Source organism: Halobacillus andaensis (assembly GCF_014636475.1).
In the GTDB taxonomy this organism is placed as follows: domain Bacteria; phylum Bacillota; class Bacilli; order Bacillales; family Halobacillaceae; genus Halobacillus_A; species Halobacillus_A andaensis.
Genome location: NZ_BMEL01000002.1, coordinates 269803 through 290640 on the forward strand (window position 1 = coordinate 269803; position 20838 = coordinate 290640).

The 20838-nt window shown below is 42.1% G+C and carries 17 protein-coding genes; 9 read left to right on the forward strand and 8 right to left on the reverse strand.

Annotated elements, in window-relative coordinates; genetic code table 11:
- Positions 1-207: 207 nt before the first annotated feature.
- Entirely contained in the window at positions 208-2994 is a 2787-nt protein-coding gene (locus IEV27_RS08850; RefSeq protein ID WP_188377105.1) for a pullulanase, read from the reverse strand.
- A gap of 476 nt (positions 2995-3470) precedes the next feature.
- On the opposite strand from IEV27_RS08850, the gene IEV27_RS08855 reads away from it, so the two are divergent.
- The 4 genes from IEV27_RS08855 (at position 3471) to IEV27_RS08870 (ending at position 7919) form a co-directional block, all read left to right on the forward strand.
- Positions 3471-4859, forward strand: a complete 1389-nt coding sequence (locus IEV27_RS08855) for an MBL fold metallo-hydrolase (protein ID WP_229735029.1) — start codon at positions 3471-3473, stop codon at positions 4857-4859.
- Positions 4860-4862: 3 nt separating this feature from the next.
- Positions 4863-5126 carry a DUF3006 domain-containing protein gene (locus IEV27_RS08860; RefSeq protein ID WP_188377106.1) on the forward strand — a complete coding sequence of 88 codons (264 nt, stop codon included), beginning with the start codon at positions 4863-4865 and terminating at the stop codon, positions 5124-5126.
- A 106-nt stretch (positions 5127-5232) separates the two neighbouring features.
- Positions 5233-6069, forward strand: coding sequence for a YihY/virulence factor BrkB family protein (locus tag IEV27_RS08865; protein WP_188377107.1), 837 nt, complete (start codon positions 5233-5235; stop codon positions 6067-6069).
- A gap of 590 nt (positions 6070-6659) precedes the next feature.
- On the forward strand, positions 6660-7919 hold the full coding sequence (locus IEV27_RS08870; RefSeq protein WP_188377108.1) for a M48 family metallopeptidase: 1260 nt from the start codon (positions 6660-6662) through the stop codon (positions 7917-7919).
- Between the two features lie 388 nt (positions 7920-8307).
- Here the strand turns inward: IEV27_RS08870 and IEV27_RS08875 are convergent, their stop codons facing one another.
- From IEV27_RS08875 to IEV27_RS08895, 5 genes are all read right to left on the reverse strand, one after another.
- Positions 8308-8907: a response regulator transcription factor gene (locus IEV27_RS08875; protein WP_188377109.1), complete on the reverse strand. Its 600-nt coding sequence runs from the start codon at positions 8905-8907 to the stop codon at positions 8308-8310.
- On the reverse strand, positions 8904-10040 hold the full coding sequence (locus IEV27_RS08880; RefSeq protein WP_188377110.1) for a sensor histidine kinase: 1137 nt from the start codon (positions 10038-10040) through the stop codon (positions 8904-8906). Before IEV27_RS08880 ends, IEV27_RS08875 begins: the two co-directional genes overlap by 4 nt.
- Before the next feature lie 94 nt (positions 10041-10134).
- Entirely contained in the window at positions 10135-11181 is a 1047-nt protein-coding gene (desA, locus tag IEV27_RS08885; protein ID WP_188377111.1) for a Delta(5) desaturase DesA, read from the reverse strand.
- 215 nt (positions 11182-11396) lie between these two features.
- On the reverse strand, positions 11397-11570 hold the full coding sequence (locus tag IEV27_RS08890; RefSeq protein ID WP_188377112.1) for a hypothetical protein: 174 nt from the start codon (positions 11568-11570) through the stop codon (positions 11397-11399).
- Between the two features lie 57 nt (positions 11571-11627).
- Positions 11628-12764 (reverse strand): S8 family peptidase, encoded by a 1137-nt coding sequence (locus IEV27_RS08895; RefSeq protein ID WP_373868084.1) that lies wholly within the window; start codon positions 12762-12764, stop codon positions 11628-11630.
- Between the two features lie 460 nt (positions 12765-13224).
- On the opposite strand from IEV27_RS08895, the gene IEV27_RS08900 reads away from it, so the two are divergent.
- Together IEV27_RS08900 and IEV27_RS08905 are read left to right on the forward strand one after the other, a co-directional pair.
- Positions 13225-14382, forward strand: a complete 1158-nt coding sequence (locus IEV27_RS08900) for a YecA family protein (RefSeq protein ID WP_188377114.1) — start codon at positions 13225-13227, stop codon at positions 14380-14382.
- Positions 14383-14397: 15 nt separating this feature from the next.
- Positions 14398-15387, forward strand: a complete 990-nt coding sequence (locus IEV27_RS08905) for a phosphotransferase enzyme family protein (RefSeq protein WP_188377115.1) — start codon at positions 14398-14400, stop codon at positions 15385-15387.
- A 792-nt stretch (positions 15388-16179) separates the two neighbouring features.
- On the opposite strand, the gene IEV27_RS08910 is transcribed toward IEV27_RS08905, so the two are convergent.
- Positions 16180-16722 (reverse strand): flavodoxin family protein, encoded by a 543-nt coding sequence (locus tag IEV27_RS08910; RefSeq protein ID WP_188377116.1) that lies wholly within the window; start codon positions 16720-16722, stop codon positions 16180-16182.
- A gap of 145 nt (positions 16723-16867) precedes the next feature.
- On the opposite strand from IEV27_RS08910, the gene IEV27_RS08915 reads away from it, so the two are divergent.
- From IEV27_RS08915 to IEV27_RS08925, 3 genes are all read left to right on the forward strand, one after another.
- Complete coding sequence (locus IEV27_RS08915) at positions 16868-18169, forward strand: globin-coupled sensor protein (RefSeq protein WP_188377117.1); 1302 nt, start codon at positions 16868-16870, stop codon at positions 18167-18169.
- Between the two features lie 120 nt (positions 18170-18289).
- Entirely contained in the window at positions 18290-18991 is a 702-nt protein-coding gene (locus tag IEV27_RS08920; protein ID WP_188377118.1) for an ABC transporter ATP-binding protein, read from the forward strand.
- Complete coding sequence (locus IEV27_RS08925) at positions 18988-20400, forward strand: hypothetical protein (protein ID WP_188377119.1); 1413 nt, start codon at positions 18988-18990, stop codon at positions 20398-20400. The genes IEV27_RS08920 and IEV27_RS08925 overlap by 4 nt, the downstream gene beginning before the upstream one ends.
- A 28-nt stretch (positions 20401-20428) precedes the next feature.
- Here IEV27_RS08925 and IEV27_RS08930 read toward each other — a convergent pair whose 3' ends face one another.
- Positions 20429-20788, reverse strand: coding sequence for a DUF488 domain-containing protein (locus IEV27_RS08930; protein WP_188377120.1), 360 nt, complete (start codon positions 20786-20788; stop codon positions 20429-20431).
- Positions 20789-20838 lie beyond the last annotated feature (50 nt).

Genomic DNA, 20838 nt, shown 5'->3' on the forward strand with positions numbered 1-20838 from the left:
TTCAAAGGAGCCTGGACCCTTCCACTCCTGCGGAAGAACGAGTGATCCGAGATCGCCGAGCGTGGGTTTTGCGAGGAAGCTCGGGCACTCGTCCGCGGAAAGGGAAGGGCCTGCGCTCCTGGCGGCAAGAAAAAAGTTTGCAGAAAATATGGTGATTCTCTACAAGCTGAAAAGCTCCGCTAATGCGGAGCTTTCTTTTGTTATCTTTTAGTTTTTCCCTTTACCAGGCTTTTCACATGGATCGTTTCCGTTTCCTTGTGGCTCACATTTTACGACCACCGTTGTTAAAGGATCAATCGTAATTTCGTTCGCATTTTTACTAAATCCAGTCGGTTCATTTACTTTGTCGGTTCCTGCTTCATCGTCATCTACAATGACTTTGCCAGGAGCTAAATTGTAATCTTCCATCGTAAAGGTGCGCTCTTCTTCATCCGCATTTACGAATACAAAATAGTTACCTGTATCGTCTGTAGATTTGGCTTTATAAGCAAGAGCCAAATCGTTTTCCTCAATCTCAGGAACATCAATCTTCGTCACATTCTCATCCACCTCGTCCATCGTACCTAACCGGAAGGCATCTGTAGAGCGGCGCAGCTCAATTAAACCAGTCGTATATTCACGAGTTAAATTGTGGATCGGGTATTCATCGGAATTCGTCGCTTTTTCCCAATCAATCATATTAATCGCATCCGTTGAATCATAAGAATCATGAATGAAATAAGGGTAGTTGAAAGGTTCGCCCTCTTCGTCTTCCATGTATGTTGATTTGTAAGGCGCTTCATCTGTTTCTGCTCTAAATTGCTTCGTGCGGCCAAATTCTTGACCTGCATGAAGGAAAGCTGTACCTTGAGACATTAACACCATAGAGTTGCCGAGACGAATTCGTTCGTGTATTTCTTCTTCGTGCTCGTCAGGGTCCTTTTTAATGGATTGGGCAATTACGTCATGAAGGGTCAAATTATCGTGAGCTGCGATATAAGGAACCACATCTCCAGGATCTGACGCTTCAAAGTTGTGAGGTTTTGCTGTGACGTTATCAAAAATCTGCTGCACGTTACGTGGACCTCCAGTTAAAAAGCGTGCTTCGCCTTCACTGCCAAATCCGGATTTCAACTCATTACGATAATCATCAGAGAAAACGCCGACACTCTCCGTATCCTTCATCCAGTCCTGGTCAGCTGCCTGGACATTACCGCCATTTTCATCGCCAGCGTAAGTTCTCCAGCCTTCCCCGATCATTAAAATGTTCGGGTTTAATTCTTTTGCTTCATCATAAGCGGTTTGAATGCTTTCGGCATCGTGATCGCCCATCATATCAAAGCGGAATCCGTCTACTTTAAATTCATCGACCCAATAGTTAATGGAATCGACTAAAACTTTACGAGACATTTCATGGGTCGTACCTAAGCGGCCGCCCCCAAAGCTTGTTCGTGGGGTACCGTCTGCATCCATAAAGTGATAGTAGTTTGGAACTAAGTCTTCAAAAATACCAACATCAGCCGTATGGTTGTAGACGACGTCTAATACTACACCCATATCGCGCTTATGAATTTCATCAATTAAATGCTTAAGCTCTTGGATTCTAAGTTCCGCATCATCAGGATTCTCAGAATACATGCCTGTAGGGGAGAAATAGCTCTGTGGATCGTAACCCCAGTTATAATTGTTGTCATCAGAATCGTAGTCGAGCATACGCTCTGCGCTAGCCCCTTCATCACCAAAGAAATAGCTCATCACGGGAAGCAGTTGAATATGAGTGACTCCTAAATCTTCAATGTAATCAAGCTTATCAATAAAAGCTTCAAACGTTCCAAATTGAGCATCCAATTCGTCTTCAATGCTCGGATCAGAAGTAAAGTCACGTACGTGGACTTCATAAATAATAGCATCCTCGCGTTTATCATACCCATCAATCTCAGCATAATCTAATGCTGGACCAATGGAGGATGGATCGACAATCGCTGCTTTTCCAATCGGGTCATCGCCTTCATTATTCCATTTGGCCATGGATTTAGCGTAAGGGTCTAAACCGGTTTTCGTTTCGCCCTCACGTTCAATTTCTAAGTGATAGTAATATCCTGTTAAGTCATCGACCCCGGTATTGCTCTCATCAAGCGTCACGTTCCAAACACCGCGATCTTCTAAGTTCATGTCAACATTCTCTACGACTTCATCTTGATTATCCTTGTCATAAAGTTTTACAGAGACGTGGTCAGCTCCAGGTGACCAAAATTTAAGGTTGGCACTGCCGTCTTCTTGAAGATCCATACCTAGGTCTCCATCATAGGCATATGTATCATCGATGTAGCGCCAGCTTACATTGGCTTTCGTCGACTTCTCGTTAAATGTAATTTCGTAAGGAGCGGCTTCCACATCAAATGTACCGCTAATTTCTACTTTGCCATCTTCATGAATCGTCACTTTTTCAAATGCAATTTCCTCGCCATTCTGATCCTTGATGGTTAACCCTTCTTGAAGAGCTTCCTTTGTTAATCCTTCTGTCGAAGAGAAAAGTATTTCTAAGGTATTCTCGTTTATAAGCTCCGCTGAGTTAAGACCGATCTCAGGTAAATATTCAGGATTTGTATAGACCGTGTCATCTCCTTCACGAATATAAAGGTCATCATACTCATCAATGCTGCCAAAGATTTTATCATTGCCGTCCTTGTCCTCATTTTCTGTATTCACGACTACAAACCCAATATCTTCAGCATCCTCCGTTAGTTCCACGTCCATATAAGCTCCACTTTCACCAATCTGCTCGTCTGAGAAATTAGTGGCTCCTGTGGGCCAAGCGCCCGCTTGGTCAGAAGGCGTAGCAACATCTTCAAATAGCCAAAGCCCCCAATCGTTGTAGCTTTGATCCGCCCGATCATAATGGATGCGTACTGTATCTTCTCCTTCTTCAGCTTTTAAATCTCCAGAAACAAAAGGAATGAAACTTAAACCAATGGCTACTGCAAAAACTGAAATGTACTTAGATTTTCTTTTCACATTTTTATGAAACCGCTTGCACTAATTATATAATTAATGTTCGTTAAAAAACAACTGTATATCCAGAATATTGTAAAAATTAGATATAAAGTTGTGCAAACTTGCCTTGTGAAATTGTGCACTCGCTTGCATATAATGCGTACCAGGTACAGCAAGGGTGCATTTGTGTACCAGGTACACTAGAGGTTATTCCTCTCTATGGTGATGATGTTTGCAGTGACAGCAGCAACAGCATTTGCGCTTCGGTTTCAATTTGACACAGCAGCGTTGAGAGAAAGAATCAAGTTTGTCCTGTGCGGACCTTCTTTTATTCTTGCTTTCCCACTCCATGATGACTCCTCCTTTCCTTACTATTCTATTCAGTGAGATAGAGAGGGGTTTGTACATTTAAGATGTTAATTCTAAAAAATCCATCTCCTTTATATGGAAAAATTTAATTTTTCCTATGATAAAATAAGGAAAATAGGAGGTGCGGTATGTTCAAAAATTCATTTTTTATCTTTTTTAGCGCCCTCACATTGTTCATGGCTGGAGGATGTGGCGAAGAATCAACAGGCTCGGTCGACGAGCAAGAGGCGCAGGAAGAGCAGACTGAGCACGAGGAAGAGAAACAGGCAGAAGACATTCAAGAGTCTGAGGAGACAGACGAGAATGAATCAGAAGAAGAGAGTGAAGCAGAGAAAGAAGCTGAGGAAGAGGAATCCCAGTCACCTGATGAAGATTTAGAAGAAGTATCGGAAAAAACGGAAGAACCAGAAGAAGAGCAGGTTCAAGAGACAGAGGAAGAACAGCCGGAAAAAGAAGAAATTTCTTCAGAACTGACAGCTCACTTTATTGATGCCGGCCAGGCGGATTCTACGTTACTTGAGTTTGAAGATAACGGACAGCCGGTTCGTATTCTGATCGACGCCGGAAACTGGAATAGTGACAATGTCATTAACTATTTACATAGCCGGAATATTGAGCAAATCGATATCGCTGTAGGCACACATCCAGATGCCGATCACATTGGTCAGATGGATCAAGTCATCAGCCGGTTTAACGTGGGTGAAGTGTGGATGTCAGGAAATGAGAGTACATCTGAGACGTATGAGCGGGTGCTTGATAGCATTGAAAGCTCTGGTACAGAATACGATGAACCGAGAGCAGGGGACACGTTTGATATTGGCCCGTTAACTATAGAAACTCTTTATCCAGAGACTGTAACTGGAAACACAAATAGAGAATCTCTTTCATTTAAAATGTCGTATGGAGAAGTCGATTTTCTTTTCACAGGGGATGCTGAAGCGGAAGAGGAGTCGCGAATGTTGAATGGAGCGGCAAATGTGGAGGCGGAAATTTTACAATTGGGTCATCACGGATCCTCCACTTCTACTAGTGCAGCATTTTTACAAGCCGTAGACCCCGAGGCAGCGATTTACAGCGCAGGAGAAAGCAATCAATACGGTCATCCAAGTGCAGAGGTTGTTCAAAGAGTACAAGAGGCAGGAATAGAGCTGTATGGAACAGACGTGCACGGGACGGTCGAAGTTACAACAGATGGAGAAAACTATGACATAACGACGGAAAAAGAAGGGAACGTTACATCTGCTAGTGAAGAAGAATCAGAAAGTGATGTAGAATCTTCAGAAGGAGAAGCGGAAGAAGAGCAAGAGGCAGCAGAGCCGACTGGGAACTGTGTGGATATTAATAGTGCTTCAATAGAAGAGGTACAGGAAATTACGCAAATTGGTCCTGCGCGTGCCGAAGACTTGATTGAGTTAAGACCTTACCAATCGGTTGATGATCTCACTAAAATTAATGGAATTGGCCCAGCTAGAATAGATGAAATCAAAGCACAAGGTGTTGCTTGTGTAGGAGGGTAATGTATGAAAGCTGTGTTTGATCGATTAGAAGAAGGGAAATATGCTGTTCTTCTTGTGGAAGATCATCATAAGGAATTTGTTTTAAATAAAGACGACCTTCCTAAAGGAAGTAAGCCGAATGATTGGTTTGAAGTGACGATAGAAGGGGATCAGGTGACTTCGATTAAGCAAGATCCTGAAGCAGCGGCTGCTCAGGAAAAAAAGGTGAAAGACAAGCGAAACCAGCTTAAGAAAAGAAGCAAAGGCAGCCGTTTTAAGCGGAAGTAATATATTACAATTCCGTGAATGGGCCATTATTTTACAATGATAGGTTAGAAAAAGATACTGAACGGGGATAGTCCTATACAACAGGATTTTAGGAGGTCCCCTATCTATGAAAAAAATAATCAACTATGGAAAGGAAGTATTCGCTGAATTTCAGAAGGATAATGTGCCGTTGCTGGGGGCAGCACAAGCATTTTATTATTTGTTAGCGATTTTTCCTTTAGTTATTTTGCTTTTATCTATTTTACCTTATCTGAACATAAGCGCTGAAGATGCCATGGGATTTGTACAAAATGTTGTACCAGGCCAGGCATCTGATATTTTTGAAGAAAATATTGTAGAACTCGTAGAACAGCCGAACGGCGGCTTGTTGACGGTGGGTATTCTAGGTACATTGTGGTCAGCATCCAGCGGGGTGAATGCTTTCATCCAGGCTTCTAACATTGCTTATAATGTAGAGGAGTCACGTTCGTTTATTAAAGTAAGACTTCTATCGATCATACTTACGATCGGAATGATTGTATCTATTGCTGTCGCGCTGGCTTTACCTATTTTCGGGGATGTCATCATTTCTACTTTAAGAGAAGTTCTGAACTTACCAGAACAAACAGTCATCCTTTTCCAAGTCTTGCGCTGGGCAGTCAGTATCATCGTTATGGCTGGAACGCTAATGGCCCTTTATCACTTTGCGCCGGACAAAACATTTCCATTCAAAGAAATCTTACCAGGAGCCATCATCACGGCGGTGTTGTGGCAGGTTGTTTCGCTTATCTTCTCCTTTTACGTGAGTAATTTTGCGAACTACTCGGCAACGTATGGAAGCCTTGGGGGGATCATCATCCTCATGCTTTGGTTCTTTATCACGGGTATGATCTTAATGATTGGGGCAGAGATTAATGTTGTCCGTCACCGCAGGAAGAAGCGTGAGGCTCGTGAAGTAGCATAAAAAGAGGAAGGGCACTCCCTTTTCTCAGGCTGCCGAGATTGATCTCGGCAGCTTTATTTTTTGATTTTTTTCTGAAATTTGTTCTTCTTATTTGTTCTATGCTTAATTCAATAATAGGGAGATCGACGTAATAAACTTGGAATGGTGACGAACAGGGGGATGACGGATGCCTTGTGACATACGAATGGGTTTTTAAATTGATCTCTGTTGATGCCACGATAAGCGTTCGGTGGTGACGCCTGGTCAATTAAAACCGGCTACGTCCTATGGCCAACATCGACACTAGCACGTCCGGTGCGTCGCGGGAACAGCGCGAGCCGAAGATCCATTTGGTCAAGTGAACTTCTTGACCAGTTAGCTGAGGCCGTGCCCGCGGCAAGCATCCACCGAAAAGCGATTCGTGAAATTCAAATTAGAAAAGACTTTTTCAGTGGCCTCAGAGAAACATGGGGGTTTTTACAAGCTGAGGAAAGGCGCCCGTCTTTTCTTTTTTTATTGAAATCACTCATTTTAATTTGGAAAGAGTGGTATAAATAAAAGAAGAAATCGTACAAGTAGTAAAGAGTAGAAAAATGGGTGGAGGAAAAAGAATGAAAAAGCGCTTAGTCTTAAGTACGCTCGTATTGTTTCCGGTATATGTGCTTTTAGTCTATCTGTATTTGTTTCATTGGACGAGTCCAGACGTTCCACAAGCCTACAAAGGATCTGCGGCAGATCCGCTTACATTTATGACAGCTCAAGAAATGGCGCTGAGTCAAGAATATTCGCAATACCGTAACCTGCTTTATTTTATTGGATTGCCCTTTGAAATCCTTATATACATAGCTGTGCTCGTATTTGGCTGGTCTCCCATTTTTAAGCGGTTTGGGGAACGGGTCTCCAAATTATCTTTTATAAAGATTCCCATTTACGTATTGCTGCTTTCAACGGTTGTATGGTTAATTAGTTTCCCACTTGATTATATAGGTTATCGCTTATCCTCACAGTATGGGATCTCGACCCAGAATTTTTCTAGCTGGATGAGAGATGAGCTCATTAGTTTTTGGGTCGGGTTCATCATCATGGGGCTTTTAATTACTGTGCTTTATATTCTTATGAAAAAGGCCCAAAAAAGATGGTGGCTTTACGCCTGGCTCCTGCTCATTCCGTTTTTCACCTTCATGATGTATATTCAGCCTGTATGGATCGATCCTTTATACAATGAGTTTACCGAGCTTAAGGACCCAGTGTTAGAAGAAAAAATCTTAGCCTTAGCTCACCAGGCTGATATACCAGCCGATCGTGTATTTGAGGTGAATATGTCAGAGAAAACGAATGCTATGAATGCATACGTTAATGGCATTGGTTCTAATTTACGCATTGTGCTGTGGGACACGACACTTAATCAACTCGATGAGGGCGAGACCTTGTTTATCATGGCTCATGAGATTGGGCATTACGTAATGAACCACTTGTACATGAATTTAGGAGGTGTGATTCTTTCCAGTCTAGCGGGCTTATATCTAACGTATCGCCTGTTACATGTCGTCATTCGCAAGTGGGGAGACGAGTTTGGTGTGAAAAGTGTTTCCGATATTTCTTCTCTTCCTGTTTTATTTTTACTATTGACGGTTTTATCGATCATTTCTACTCCTGCTGAGTCAGCCATTTCTCGTCAGGCAGAGCGAGCGGCAGATGAATATGCCATTGAAATGATGCCTGATCGGGAAGCGGCCATCGGTTCTTTTCAGCAGTTGACGATCAATGGTCGCAGTGAAGTGAATCCTCCAGCACTCGTGAAATTTTTCCGCTACGGTCACCCAACGATGATGGAGCGGATTATTATGCTTGAAGAATATGAAAAAGAATAAAAAAGCATCCAAATCGGCAGGCTGTTGAGTAAGTTCTCGACAGTCTGTCTTTCCAGTTTTCTTTTTTGTCTTTTTCATTTGTTATCCTGGAGATAGAATCGATAGAGACGGTGCTAGTTTTGTGCCATTAAAAAAATGGAGATTATAATCAAGGTAAGCGAAGTGAAGAAGAGTCTTTTTCTGTCTTAAAGAATGACCAAGGAGCGAAGGGCCCCTTCCACTCCTGCGGAAGAACGAGTGAGCCGAGATCACCGAGCGTGAGTGTCGCGAGGAAGCTTGGGCGCTCGTCCGCGTAAAGGGAAGGGGCCCTTCGCTCATGGCGGCAAGAAAAAAGCTTGCGGAAAACCAGGGATTTTTCTGCAAGCTGAGCACCAAATCGGCTGCTTTATTATTTAAACCATCCCTTTTCCTTCATGCGGGATACGGCTTCAATACGGTTGCTTACTTCGAGCTTATCTAAAATGACAGAAATGTAATTTCGGACGGTTCCTGTTGTGATGAATAGCTGCTTAGATATTTCTTTTGTATTCTTCCCGTCTGCAATAAGCTGGACCACTTGTTTTTCTCTCTCGGTTAAAGGGTTTTCGTTGCCAAAGGCCATATCGACTAACTCAGGGGCGAAAATTCTCTTGCCGTCCATGATCGTTCGGATGGAGTTGGCGAGATCTTCGCTCGGGCTGTCTTTTAATAAATAGCCGCTTACACTGGCTTTTTGCGCACGTTCAAAGTATCCGGCTCTAGCAAACGTTGTTAAAATAATAATTTTACAAGGCTCATTTTTTAGTTCTTCCGCAGCGTCTAGCCCACTTTTTACGGGCATTTCAATATCCATTATACAAATGTCGGGCTGAAGCTGTTTCACGAGATCACAGGCTTCCTCTCCGTTATGAGCTGTTCCGACGACTTCCATATCTTCCTCTAAATCAAGCAGGGAGCCAAGTGCCCCAAGCAGCATGCGCTGATCTTCAGCGATAACGATACGTATCACGCCATACCCTCCTGTTTTGGTTGTTGGATTACATTCGGTACTCGAATCGTTAGTTTTGTGCCGTTAGATGATATGATTTCTAAGTTGCCATTAACGAACTCCAGTCGTTCTCGCATCCCCTGGAGACCGTGTCCTTCTACCGTATGCACTTTATCAGAAACTCCTACCCCATCATCACTAATTTGTAAAAGTACTTCATTTGGTGATTGGTTGATGAAGATGTGACAGGAGGAAGCTTGGCTGTGTTTTACTACATTTGTAACGGCTTCTTTTAAACACATGCTGAGAACATTTTCGACGAGAAGGGGGGTGTTCTTAAGATCGGGATTTCCTTCTGTACTAAATTCAATTTCCGCAGCTTCTAAGATCTGTTGTACACGAATGAGTTCATCCTGTAACTTCGACCCTCTCATGTTAGAGACCATTTCACGAACTTCTTTTAACGCCGTGCGAGCCGTTTGTCGAATGTCTTGAATTTCATTTTGAGCTGCCGTTGGATTTTTATCCATTAACTTCCCGGCTAGATCACTTTTTAATCCGATAAGAGAAAGTTTTTGACCAAGTGTGTCATGAAGGTCACGAGCAATCCGTTCTCTCTCTTCAATGACCATCAGCTGTGAAATCTTTTCGTTTGCATCTTCTAACTGGTCTTCAAGCTTCTCACGCTTAATGCGATAATACATCGTAAATGGCAGCAGTATGACACCAATCAGGCAGATGATGATAAAAGGAAGTTGAGGAAACAGCGCTTCATTTTGCATGAAGAATAAAAGAGTAATCGCCCCCACTGTCGTCACCAGGTGGACAATGTATAACGTTAGAAATCCACTCAATTTTTGAATGTTTCCTATAAAAAACGCTAGAAATAAAGCGAAATAAATATATCCGAATAAGAGCGTCAATATAATGCTGATCGCCATCTCAATACTGACCCACACATAAACCATTCGGTTGTGGGAAATAAAAGAAAGGCGATAGGCTAGGAAAAAAAGTATGATCATAAAAATCCCGAAAATGATTTCAATGACCGAGGAAGATCTAAATATAAAGAAGAAGGGCAATAAACAAAAGATAATCCATATGTAAGAGCTTAAACCTGTGTTTTTCGGAATGATTTGATACCAATTCTGCATATACTTCTCCTTTACATCGCCATTTGCTTCGTTAATCCTATTCTAACAAAAGAAACCCTATTCGATGCAATGAGAATAGGGTTTCTGTGCATTATTATTTATCTTGGAAGCTTGGACGTTTATGATTCATTTGTAGATCTGACCTTTGAAGAAGCGGCTTTACCTCTTTAAAGCTGACAAAGGTCTTGTTCGTCGTATCATATAGACGGAAGCGAATGGACTTTAAGCTCGAAAGAAGGGTGATGGTTGTTGCTTTTTGTAGAGGAGGCGTAGATTCATGAGCTTCCTCTAGTTTATAATTCGGCACCCTTGGACTTAAATGGTGGACATGGTGGAAGCCAATACTTCCCGATACCCACTGCAGAATTTTTGGAAGCTTGTAGTAAGAACTTCCATCAACTGCTGCTTTAACAAAATCCCACTCTGATTCATCCTCAAAATAAGAATCTTCAAACTGATGCTGGACGTAAAATAACCATATTCCAAGCGCCCCGGAAACGTAAAGAATCGGAAGCTGAATAATTAGGAATGCTTGCCAGCCGATTGCCCATATGAGGAGAGCGTAAATCGCCGTAATTGAAACATTTGTTACATGTGTATTTAACCTTTCCTTACGCTTTGCCCCTTTTCGGTTAAAACGGTTGGAAATACAAAATAGATAAAGGGGACCTAATCCAAACATGACGATCGGATTACGGTAGAGGCGATAAGCCAGGCGACCCCAGAATGAAGCCTCTATATACTCATCGACCGTCATTACCCATACATCACCCGTGCCTCGTTTATCTAAATTACTACTGGTTGCATGGTGAATCGAGTGATCCCGTTTCCATTTTTCAAAAGGGAAAAGAGTAATAATTCCAGTGATCGTCCCAACAATCCGGTTCGCTTTTTGGTTATTAAAGAAAGACATATGGGTACAATCATGGAAAATAATAAAGATCCGAATCACGAATCCTCCAGCTAGCATAGCTAAAGGAACAGCGAGCCAGACGGATACAGCCAGGCTTTGATAGGCAGCAAACCAAAGTAAGAAAAAAGGAACAAGTGTATTGATTAACTGGCGAATCCCAACTGAATTATCAGGTTTCGCAAAAGATGCTACATTCTTTTTCAACTCTTTTTGTTTATGTTGGCTCATTATAATTACTCCTCTTATACGTTCGATTAATTCGTACTTCATATGTTAGAAGAAATGTATAAGAGTTGTAAGACATAAACGTCAGGTTACGAGTATGACATTTGTCATATATTTAATTTAAAAAAGGAAAAGATTATCATTTGCGGTTATGGAAAAGGAATTTTAAAGCAACTCTATTGCAGCGAGGGAGCATAAGGGTACCAGGTACCGAAAAGCTATAAAAGAGCGAAGTCCCAAGTTTGAATTTCGGTACCTGGTACCCCGTGAGAGGAAGCTGAGGCCGTGCCCGCGGCAAGCATCCACCGATAAGCGATTTGTGAGAAATCAACAACAAACTTTAACAGTTCATTTAAATTAAAGAAGACTTTTTCAGTGGCCTCAAGGGGCATTCGCTCCTGGCGGCAAGAAAAAAAGCTCGGCCTATGATAGGCAGAGCTTTTTGAATATTATTGAACAGCAGCTTGCACATCGATTACTCCGCTTCCATATAAGAAGGAATCACCAAGAGGAACAGCTGTGTCTATTAATGTTTGTCTGATCTCATCATTAGTCAATCCAGAATCATCTGCTAATAGTAAAGCAGCTGCACCTGCGACATGCGGGCTTGCCATGGAAGTACCGTTAAAGCGCTCATAATCATTTCCTGGTACAGAACTTAAAATATCTACTCCAGGAGCCATTACTTCAAGTTCATCCCCAACACTGGAAAAGGAAGCTCTATTATCTGCATCGTCTACGGCACCAACAGCCATCGCAGCGTCATATTTAGCGGGGTAACCGATGGTGTTTTTCTTCCCTTTAGATCCTTCATTTCCTGCAGCAGCAACTACTAATACACCTTGGTTATCAGCATTGTTAACCGCTTGTTCTAAAGTGGCTGATCCGCGGCTTCCACCCAGGCTCATGTTAATAATGTCAATGTCGTTGCTAATCGCCCACTCAATCCCTTGAGCGATTCCGCTGTATGAGCCACTGCCTTCACTGCTTAATACTTTAACGGCGTACAGTTCAGCAGATGGTGCTACACCTAGCACACCTAGTGAATTATCTACACCTGCGACAGTCCCAGCCACGTGTGTACCATGACCGTTTCCATCCACTAATGGATTAGGTTCGCCGCTGACAAAACTCTCTCCGCCAGCTACATTTAAATCTTCATGGGTTCCATCAATTCCAGAGTCCAGTACAGCTACTTTTACACCATTCCCAGTCGTTCCTTGAGCTTGTACATCATCTGCATTAATATGTGAGATCCCATAGGGAGTCGTTTGACTAGTCGCTTGTGCAACATGATCTTTCTCTACATACGCCACATTAGGGTTATTGGATAAGGCTTTTACTGCTTGTTCCGGCAGCTTGGCATGTACGACATTCATATACTCATATTCATGAAGTACTTTGCCTCCCGCTCCTTTTACGGCATTTTGGTTCACTTCTGATTTAAAACCTATTAAGTATTCTTCTACTACTGCCTTTTGCTCAGCCGCTTTTTCAGCTGAAGCTTGGGCTATGTTACTGAATGTAAAAGCTAAAGCAAAGATAAAAATAAACCCGGCTACTTTCCACATGTGTTTACGCATCAAAGTCCTCCTTTAATTTGTTACTCAGAGATTCATTAGAATTCTGAATAGTCATAATATTATGATACCACCAATGGTGTGTTAGATGTTTGGGAAATATGGACGTTAAAATGCTTGCTTAAGGTGGTGTTCAAGGATCAACTTGGGCAAGTCCAGAGCTTGAAGAATGGAACGGATTAAGAATCAACTCGAGGAAGCAGTACATTCTTTTTCGAAAGACCCGCTTCATTTAAGCCCCAATGTGGGTTTGCCTCAACAGAGGAAGGTAACAATCTAACGGAAGAAGAACAGGGGCGAAAATCCGCCACGTGGTAGAGATCGCCGAAGAGGTCCACGTTAAGTGTAAAGAGTCGGAGGAATTTTTGATTGGTCCTCTGGCTCTTTTCTCTTTTCTGAATTAATAAAAATTCTATAGAAATGGTATGATCAATAAAAGAACGTTTTTAGAGTAGGAGGATCATCCATGCATTCATTTTTGCAGCGAATCAAAGATCACATCCATACAAAAGATGACACGGTATTTCGTGTTTTGATGTATTCGATCAGCAATTACCCTTATGTTCCGGACGATATAACAGCTGAGCTTCTAAAATACAGCAGGCAGTCGCAAGAAAGGCGAATGGCTGTATTATCGAATATTGAAAAGGCAGCCTTTGGCGAAGCTTCAATCGGAGAATGGATCAAGTGCCTTAAGGATGCTGACACGAAAGAGCGAAAGAATTATTTAAATCTTGTTTCCAATGTAGAATTGGAAAAATTGTTTGAACATAGGAGCGAGCTTGAGCCGTTTATTCCTGAAAAAGATTGGACGTCTTATGAGAAGATTCGAAACGTGTCTGAAGAAGAAGAGCTTTATATGATCTATGCTGATCTGCTTCAGGACTTATCCGCGGAATACAGCTCCAGGGTCCACGATTTTGCCAAACGTGCAATGGACGAGTTAATCAAGCGTGAATGGTTAACAGAGGAAGAAGCCATCGGAGCCGTGGAAGAGTCCATGTCGGCGCCGTACTTGGACTACAATGGTTTATTAAACATCTATGCGCTGCGTTACTTCCCTGATGATCGTTACGTATCTACATTAGCAAAGCTGCTTACAGTGGATGAGGATTTGATAGTAGATGAAACAGGCAATACGCTCAATTATTTTCAATCAGACGCTGTGGTGGATGAGCTTTACCCTCTATGTAAGGGAGACGATTCCGTTTATCCTATCGGACTTCTTAGTGAAACTAAAACCGATTATGCATTAGCCGCTTTACGAAATTTATATGAAGAATCAGCAGACGACTTAGAACTGCGTGAGCTTATCGTTGAAGGAATGTGCCTTCATTTTTCAGAAGAAGCCATTCAAGAGGTTGAAGCCTTCATGGAAGAAGGGGTATTCTCTGGGATGGTGGATATGGACGAGACAGCCTATGCCTATTTTAAAGTCATTAACCGTGAGCATCCTGACCTGATGTTATGGAAAAGTGAAGCGGAGGACCGAGAAGAACAATTCTTTGACATGATGAGTCAGCCTCCACTCCGCAAACCTTTTGAAAAGGTTGAAAAAGCAGGACAAAATGATCCGTGTCCTTGCGGAAGCGGAAAGAAATACAAGAAGTGCTGCGGTGCTTAAGAGGGAGGTTCATGTATGGAGCAATGGGTAGAACGGCTTTTTACTAAAGAGGTGGTAGAAGAAGCGGCCCGACGATATAACGTTGAAGTGAAAGAGACATTAGGAAGTTTTGAGAATTATGTTCTTGAAGTGAATAAAAATGATGAATCCTTTATTTTACGGCTCACTCATTCTTCCCATCGAACGCAAAAAGAAGTCGAAGCTGAACTTGAATTCTTAACCTATTTAGAATCGAATAGAATCGCTGTTTCTTCTCCAAAACCTTCTGTTAAAGGAAACCTGGTAGAAGACATTCAGGTGGAGGACTCTGCCTTTTTTGCCTGTCTCTTTATAAAAGCGCCCGGTCAGCCAGTTCAAGTGAATCCTTCTGAAATTCGTCCTCAGCTGATTGAAAACTGGGGGCAGATGACAGGGAGCATGCACGCCCTGGCCAAAAGTTTTACACCAACCGTTCGAAGAAAGAGGTGGGAGGAGGACGATCTTCTCGACTTTTCTTACCTTATCAAAGAGGGAAAGCATTCTACTATTTTAGAGGAAGGGCAAAAACTGAAGCAGACGATCCAGGCTCTGCCGGAGAGTCGGGATACCTTTGGGTTAATTCACTCGGATTTGCATTTTGGTAATTTTTTTGTGAAAGCGGACACCATTTACCCTTTTGATTTTGATGACAGCTGTTATAGTTATTTTGCTCATGATGTAGCTATTCCCGTTTACTATACAAAGTGGGCAAATCCGAATGCCAGCCATTCTGAAATGGAAACGCTGCTCACTTATTTTATAAAGGGTTATCGAAAGGAAAATACTATTTCTAAACAGACGTTAGAACATGTAACGCTTTTTCTTAGGCTGCGGGACTACACCCTTTATTCTGTCTTACATAAAAAGTGGGACGTCACAGCATTAACCCAAAAGCAGAAGCAGATCCTTGACCCGATTCGGGAGCGGCTGATAGACAAAAGGCCGATCGTAGAAATATCACCTAACAACATATGGCGTCATCTATAAGAAGGAGAGGATCTCTAAAAAAAGATCCTCTCAGCTTGTAGAGAAACCTTAGCCTCAAGAGTGTAAACGTTTGTTGCATGAGGAAGAAAAAAGGGTTGTAGGAAACGACTCCCTTTCCAGGCCCCACACGACGTGGGGTCGTTCGATGTTGGCACACGATGTGCCGAACTTAATCGAACTTCCTCTCTAAAAGACCTCCGCAGGCTTTATCAGCCTTCCGGGGTCACACCTTATTCGTCTCTCCCCTAGGAGTGTCGCCGTTTCCTACAACCCTTTATCGAAATTGATCACTGGAAAAATCTTTTACTAAAGCTGGGCCCTTATGAAAGCAGCATTTGCAACAGGGCAGTCACTCTACGACGGTTCTGAGCTCCCCGTGTTCCTTTTCTCCATACCAATAGGAAGGAACCCTTCTATAAACTCATATTAAATCCGTCTAAGCTTTTTCGACAGCCTGAGGAGGCTGGAACATAAGTAAAGCTTTGATGTCAAACAACTAACGATAAAGCTGAATCGTACCGCAACAGTGGAGCAGCTCTATTGCAGCGAGGGACCATAAGGGTACCAGGTACCGAAAAGCTGTAAAAGAGCGAAGTGCCAAGTGTGAATTTCGGTACCTGGTACCCGGTGCGCACGCGGCGAAGTATTTTGACGGAGCGATGGTAAAGTCCTTTCTTGGCACATAAATAATCCGAACTGATTTCAATAAAATCGTTCGGATTATATTATGCCTTATTCAGTTTTGTCCCAGCCTCCTCCTTCTTGAGCAAGCAATATTTTAGTAAACCTTAATTAAGGACGCTTTAGTTTTTTCTTTAGTAAATGAGCTTCAGATAAAGCATGGGAATTGTTTTTTATTTCTCCGGGTTTACCTGCTTCCCCTAATAAATATCCAGCAAGTGAACTGCCGAAGAATTGAAGAATGTATTCAAATTGCTGGATAAGAGGAAGTCCCTTAATTTTGGGGTTATCACCGCCCACTGCGATGACGTACACCTCTTTTTGTTGCAGGTCCTCTTTAAAAGATTCATAGCCCGGTTCTCTTACAAGTTGCGAGAAGCGGTCCACAAAGGTTTTCATGATGCTGGACATGCTGTACCAGTAGATAGGGGTAGCAAAAATGATCACATTATGCGCCAGCATCTGATCGATAATAAGATGATGATCATCGTCGATGGGCTTAAACCCATGTTCAGAGTGACGTTCATCTATGATTCCGTCGATTTGATGGTTTCTTAAGTATATATGAACTGCATCATCATGAACCGCCTGATTAGCTAAGTATTCCGTATTTCCATTTTCTCTCGTAGAGCCATGAATAACAATTGTACTCACACCCATTCCCCCTTAAACTTTTTTCACGTTCAGCATACACGAACTCATAAATTTTTACACGTTTTAGATTTAGGAGGGATTCCTAAAGATTCCAAGTTTTACAACCGATATATAAAGAAATGAGAAGAGGTAATGGAGGTATTAGATGTTCCCGTTATTCGCAACTAAAACGAAAACTAAAGCAACGATCCTGGTACTAGACCCAGATTCACGCGGCAGAATTCATATGGAACGAGGGTCTGATTTACATAAACAGCTTCAAATGATCGAATTAACTGAGGCTGACTTATCCGTGTTAAAATCTTTGCAGCCGATCGTAAAGAACCACATAACTACTATTGTGACCCAGTTTTACAAGAACTTAGAGCACGAAGGATCGCTGATGAAAATCATTTCGAATAACAGCTCAGTGGACCGGCTGAAAAAAACGCTCACGACCCACATTCAAGAAATGTTTAATGGGGTGATTGATAAAGAGTTTATTAATAAAAGAAAAATCATCGCTGAAGTGCACGTAAGAATCGGGCTGGAGCCTAAGTGGTATATGTGCGCTTTTCAGGATTTGCTGAACTCGCTCCTTTCGATTTATGACCAGGAAATTAAAGATGGAAGTGAGTACCGAAAAGCGATACAGGCGACTACGAAAATATTTAACCTTGAGCAGCAAATTGTATTGGATCTTTTTGAACAAGAAAATCAACGGATTCGCGAAGAAGAAGCAGTGAAAAAAGCAGAAGCTTACCGTAAGATCGATGAAATGTCAGAGGAGTTAGCGGCCATTTCACAGCAAGCAAGTGCTTCCACGGAACAGCTCACCCAGCAGAGCGATAAAATCCTCGGTGATTCTAAAAAAGGCACGGAGATTGCTCAGAATGTAGAAGGGCAATCCACCGAAGGAAAAGAGCAGCTTGAGGTACACCAAGAACAAATGAACCATATTCAAGAGAGCATTAAACAAATTACAAATGAAATGGAAAGACTAAAAGGTACGGCTCAGGAGATTAGTCAGATCGTTACGATCGTTTCTTCTATTGCAGAACAGACAAATTTACTCTCGCTAAATGCATCGATTGAAGCGGCTAGAGCGGGGGCACACGGAGCGGGGTTTACAGTTGTAGCTAATGAAGTGCGAAAGCTATCAGAACAAACGAAGAGCTCAGTATCCGAGGTCTCCGAATTGATTCAGTCAACGAACGGACAGATTCATAAAGTTTCCAATAACGTGGGAGACATTGATCAGCTTATCGTGGAGGGTACTGAAAATATGGATCAAATCAACAACTTCTTTACTGAAATTGTGGCGGCAATGGGCCAAAACAAACAGTACAATTCTGGTATTGAACAGGAGATGGAAGGATTTACTCAAGTTATCCAAGAAATTAATGATGCCGTTGCCCAAGTGGCTTCGTCTTCTCAGCAGCTGACTGAGGTTACAGAGCAGTCATAAGCGGGAATTAAGAGAGTGGAGGGATCTATTACCTTCCGCTCTTTTCTTTTGCCTTAATGATTGAAACCAATCCCCGGACATATACGTATTAAAAGAAAATGGATAGGCGGAGGAATTAGAATGGACATTCAATCTGTTTTAAAAGTAAGTAATTGCCACATTACAATTAGGGACGCTGCCATTTTACGTGAAGTGACGTTTGAGGTAAAGCAAGGACGGATTACAGCATTAGTTGGACACAATGGTGCTGGGAAGTCTTCTTTGATGAAGGCGATCATTGGATCAATAGAGAAAAAAGAAGGAACGATCATAATTGACGGAATCGATCAAGATGAACACGTATCCGATTATAAATATCAGTTCAGCTATATCCCTGAAGAGCCGCTTCTTCTTAATGAATTAACCATTTTCCAGCACTTCCAACTGTACCAAAAGAGTTATGACATTCCTGATCCCCTATTTATTGAGCGTATTCACACCTATGCCGAGGCTTTTGAGCTGATGGATAAGCTTGATGACTATCCTGAAGAGTTATCCAAAGGAATGAGACAGAAGGCACAAACCATCTGTGCTCTTTTGCCTGATGTTCCATTATTACTTATTGACGAACCGTTTATGGGGCTTGACGTATATGCAGGTACTTATTTACAACAGCTTTTAAAGCAACGCAGAGATGAAGGAACAAGCATATTGCTTACCACCCACCAATTGGATAAAGTACACGACCTTGCAGATGATTTCGTCATGTTAAAAGATGGGAGAGTTTCTTCTGCAGGGGCGATTGAACAATTTGAACAGCTGGATCGGAGAGGTTCATTATGAATTTCTCGACATGGGAAGTATATAGATGGGTCCGGAGCCAGCGCTTTAAGAAGAAGCGAAAGCTATATCAGCAAGCGTTCCAGCTGACGTTTGATCTTACGCTGGCTATCTACGCTGGAGTGCTTGGCTGCGTGTTCTTGTTCATTCTGGCTGACTGGCTTAACCGCTTTATTCCGCTCCTTGAGTCTTGGCAGTTAAGTGTAGCAGAATGGGTGTGGGTGCTGCCATTTGCTTTGGTCCTTCGGGCTTGCGTGCAGGCTTTCTTTCACCCTGGTCTTGCGTTTACAACAAGCGAGATGAATATAAGCATGCTGCCTCACCCGAGAAGTCATTTGCTCTGGCATATCGCTATTGTGAGAGGTTTTTTTCATACGCTCGGTGCTTTTCTATTAGCTTTTGGCATTGGATGGCTGACGCCTTTTACGTTTGCATTTACATTTTATATAGCTGCGATTTTTAGTTTGTTTTTCAGTTTAACAATATTAGTTCAGTGGAAGCTTTTTTCACTCTCTCGATGGAAAAATCTGCTTATGATAGGAACTTTTTTTCTATTGATAGGAATCCTCCGTTATCTAACAATCAATTTTGGAATACAGGAAGGATTCATAGGTCTGACCGTGGGTCTGTTATTGCTCAGCTTAAATATTTACCTTATTCCTCGTGGTTTGAAAGGCGTAGATTGGGGACGTGTCGTGGACGTTAACGACGCTCGAGTATGGAACGTTCAATTAATCAGTCAAATGACAAAGGTCTATATAAAACCTCCTAAACGCTATGGGGTTTTGCAAACCTATCTGAGAACTCGACGTGCGAAGCAGCGTTTTACAAGTATTAATCAACTCTATCACCGTCTTTGGCGTTATTACTTTCATCATCAATTTGGTTATGTGTGGAAGACGATGATGATCTGCGCTGCTATTATAGTGATTTTACCTATTCAAACGGATTGGGTGATGTATATTACGCTGCCTATTGCTATATTTGTGTATATCGAGGTGGCCGCAAGCTTGTTTGTCGATCAGTTTCGAGAACAGCCCATGTTAAATATTCTTCCAGTTGAGGAAAAGGGGTGGAGGCAAACTTATTTTAGGTGGGCAGCCCTGGGATCTTGTGTCCTATTTCTTCTCTATTTTGTTGCAACGGTGGCATTAAATGGACTATATCCTGGTTTAATGCTTCAAATGATTGGGCTGGTGGGCTGGAGTTTGCTTGATTTAAACCATCGCCTCATAGAACGAATGAATGCCTTCCAGCGGAAAGATGTAAAAGCCTCAGAATCCTTTCGATTGATCGGTTATCTATTTTTAGGAGTAGGAATGTATTTTCCCCCGGCTGTTTTAGGGGTATTGGTTCCGCTCCTCTTAACAAAGTACGCAGAAAAACTCCCTTTTCTTCGCCCAATGACGTAAAGCGATAAGGGAGTTTTCTTGCGTCCATTTAGTCATCCTGTTCAAGAAGTTCCTTTAGTACAAGAGCATGGTTATGCTTTTCATCCTTTGCTCCATAGAGTAAAATCACGCGGTTCCCATCAGCAAGATTCCTCAATTCGTCCAAAGATGACTTCTTATCAGATTGACTGCTCAGCTCTTTTTTATAACGTCTTTTAAATTCTGAGAACTTCTCAGGGTCATGGTTAAACCATTTCCGCAGCTCTGAGCTTGGAGAAATTTCTTTCATCCATCGATCAATTTCGGCTTGTTCTTTCGATATTCCTCTTGGCCAAATTCCATCTACTAAAATGCGGTGGCCGCCGAGATTTCTTTCTTCATCATAAATTCTTTTTAAAATAACCGACACAATTTCCTCTTCCTTTCCCTATAGTTTGAGTAAGTGTTTCTTTTCATGGT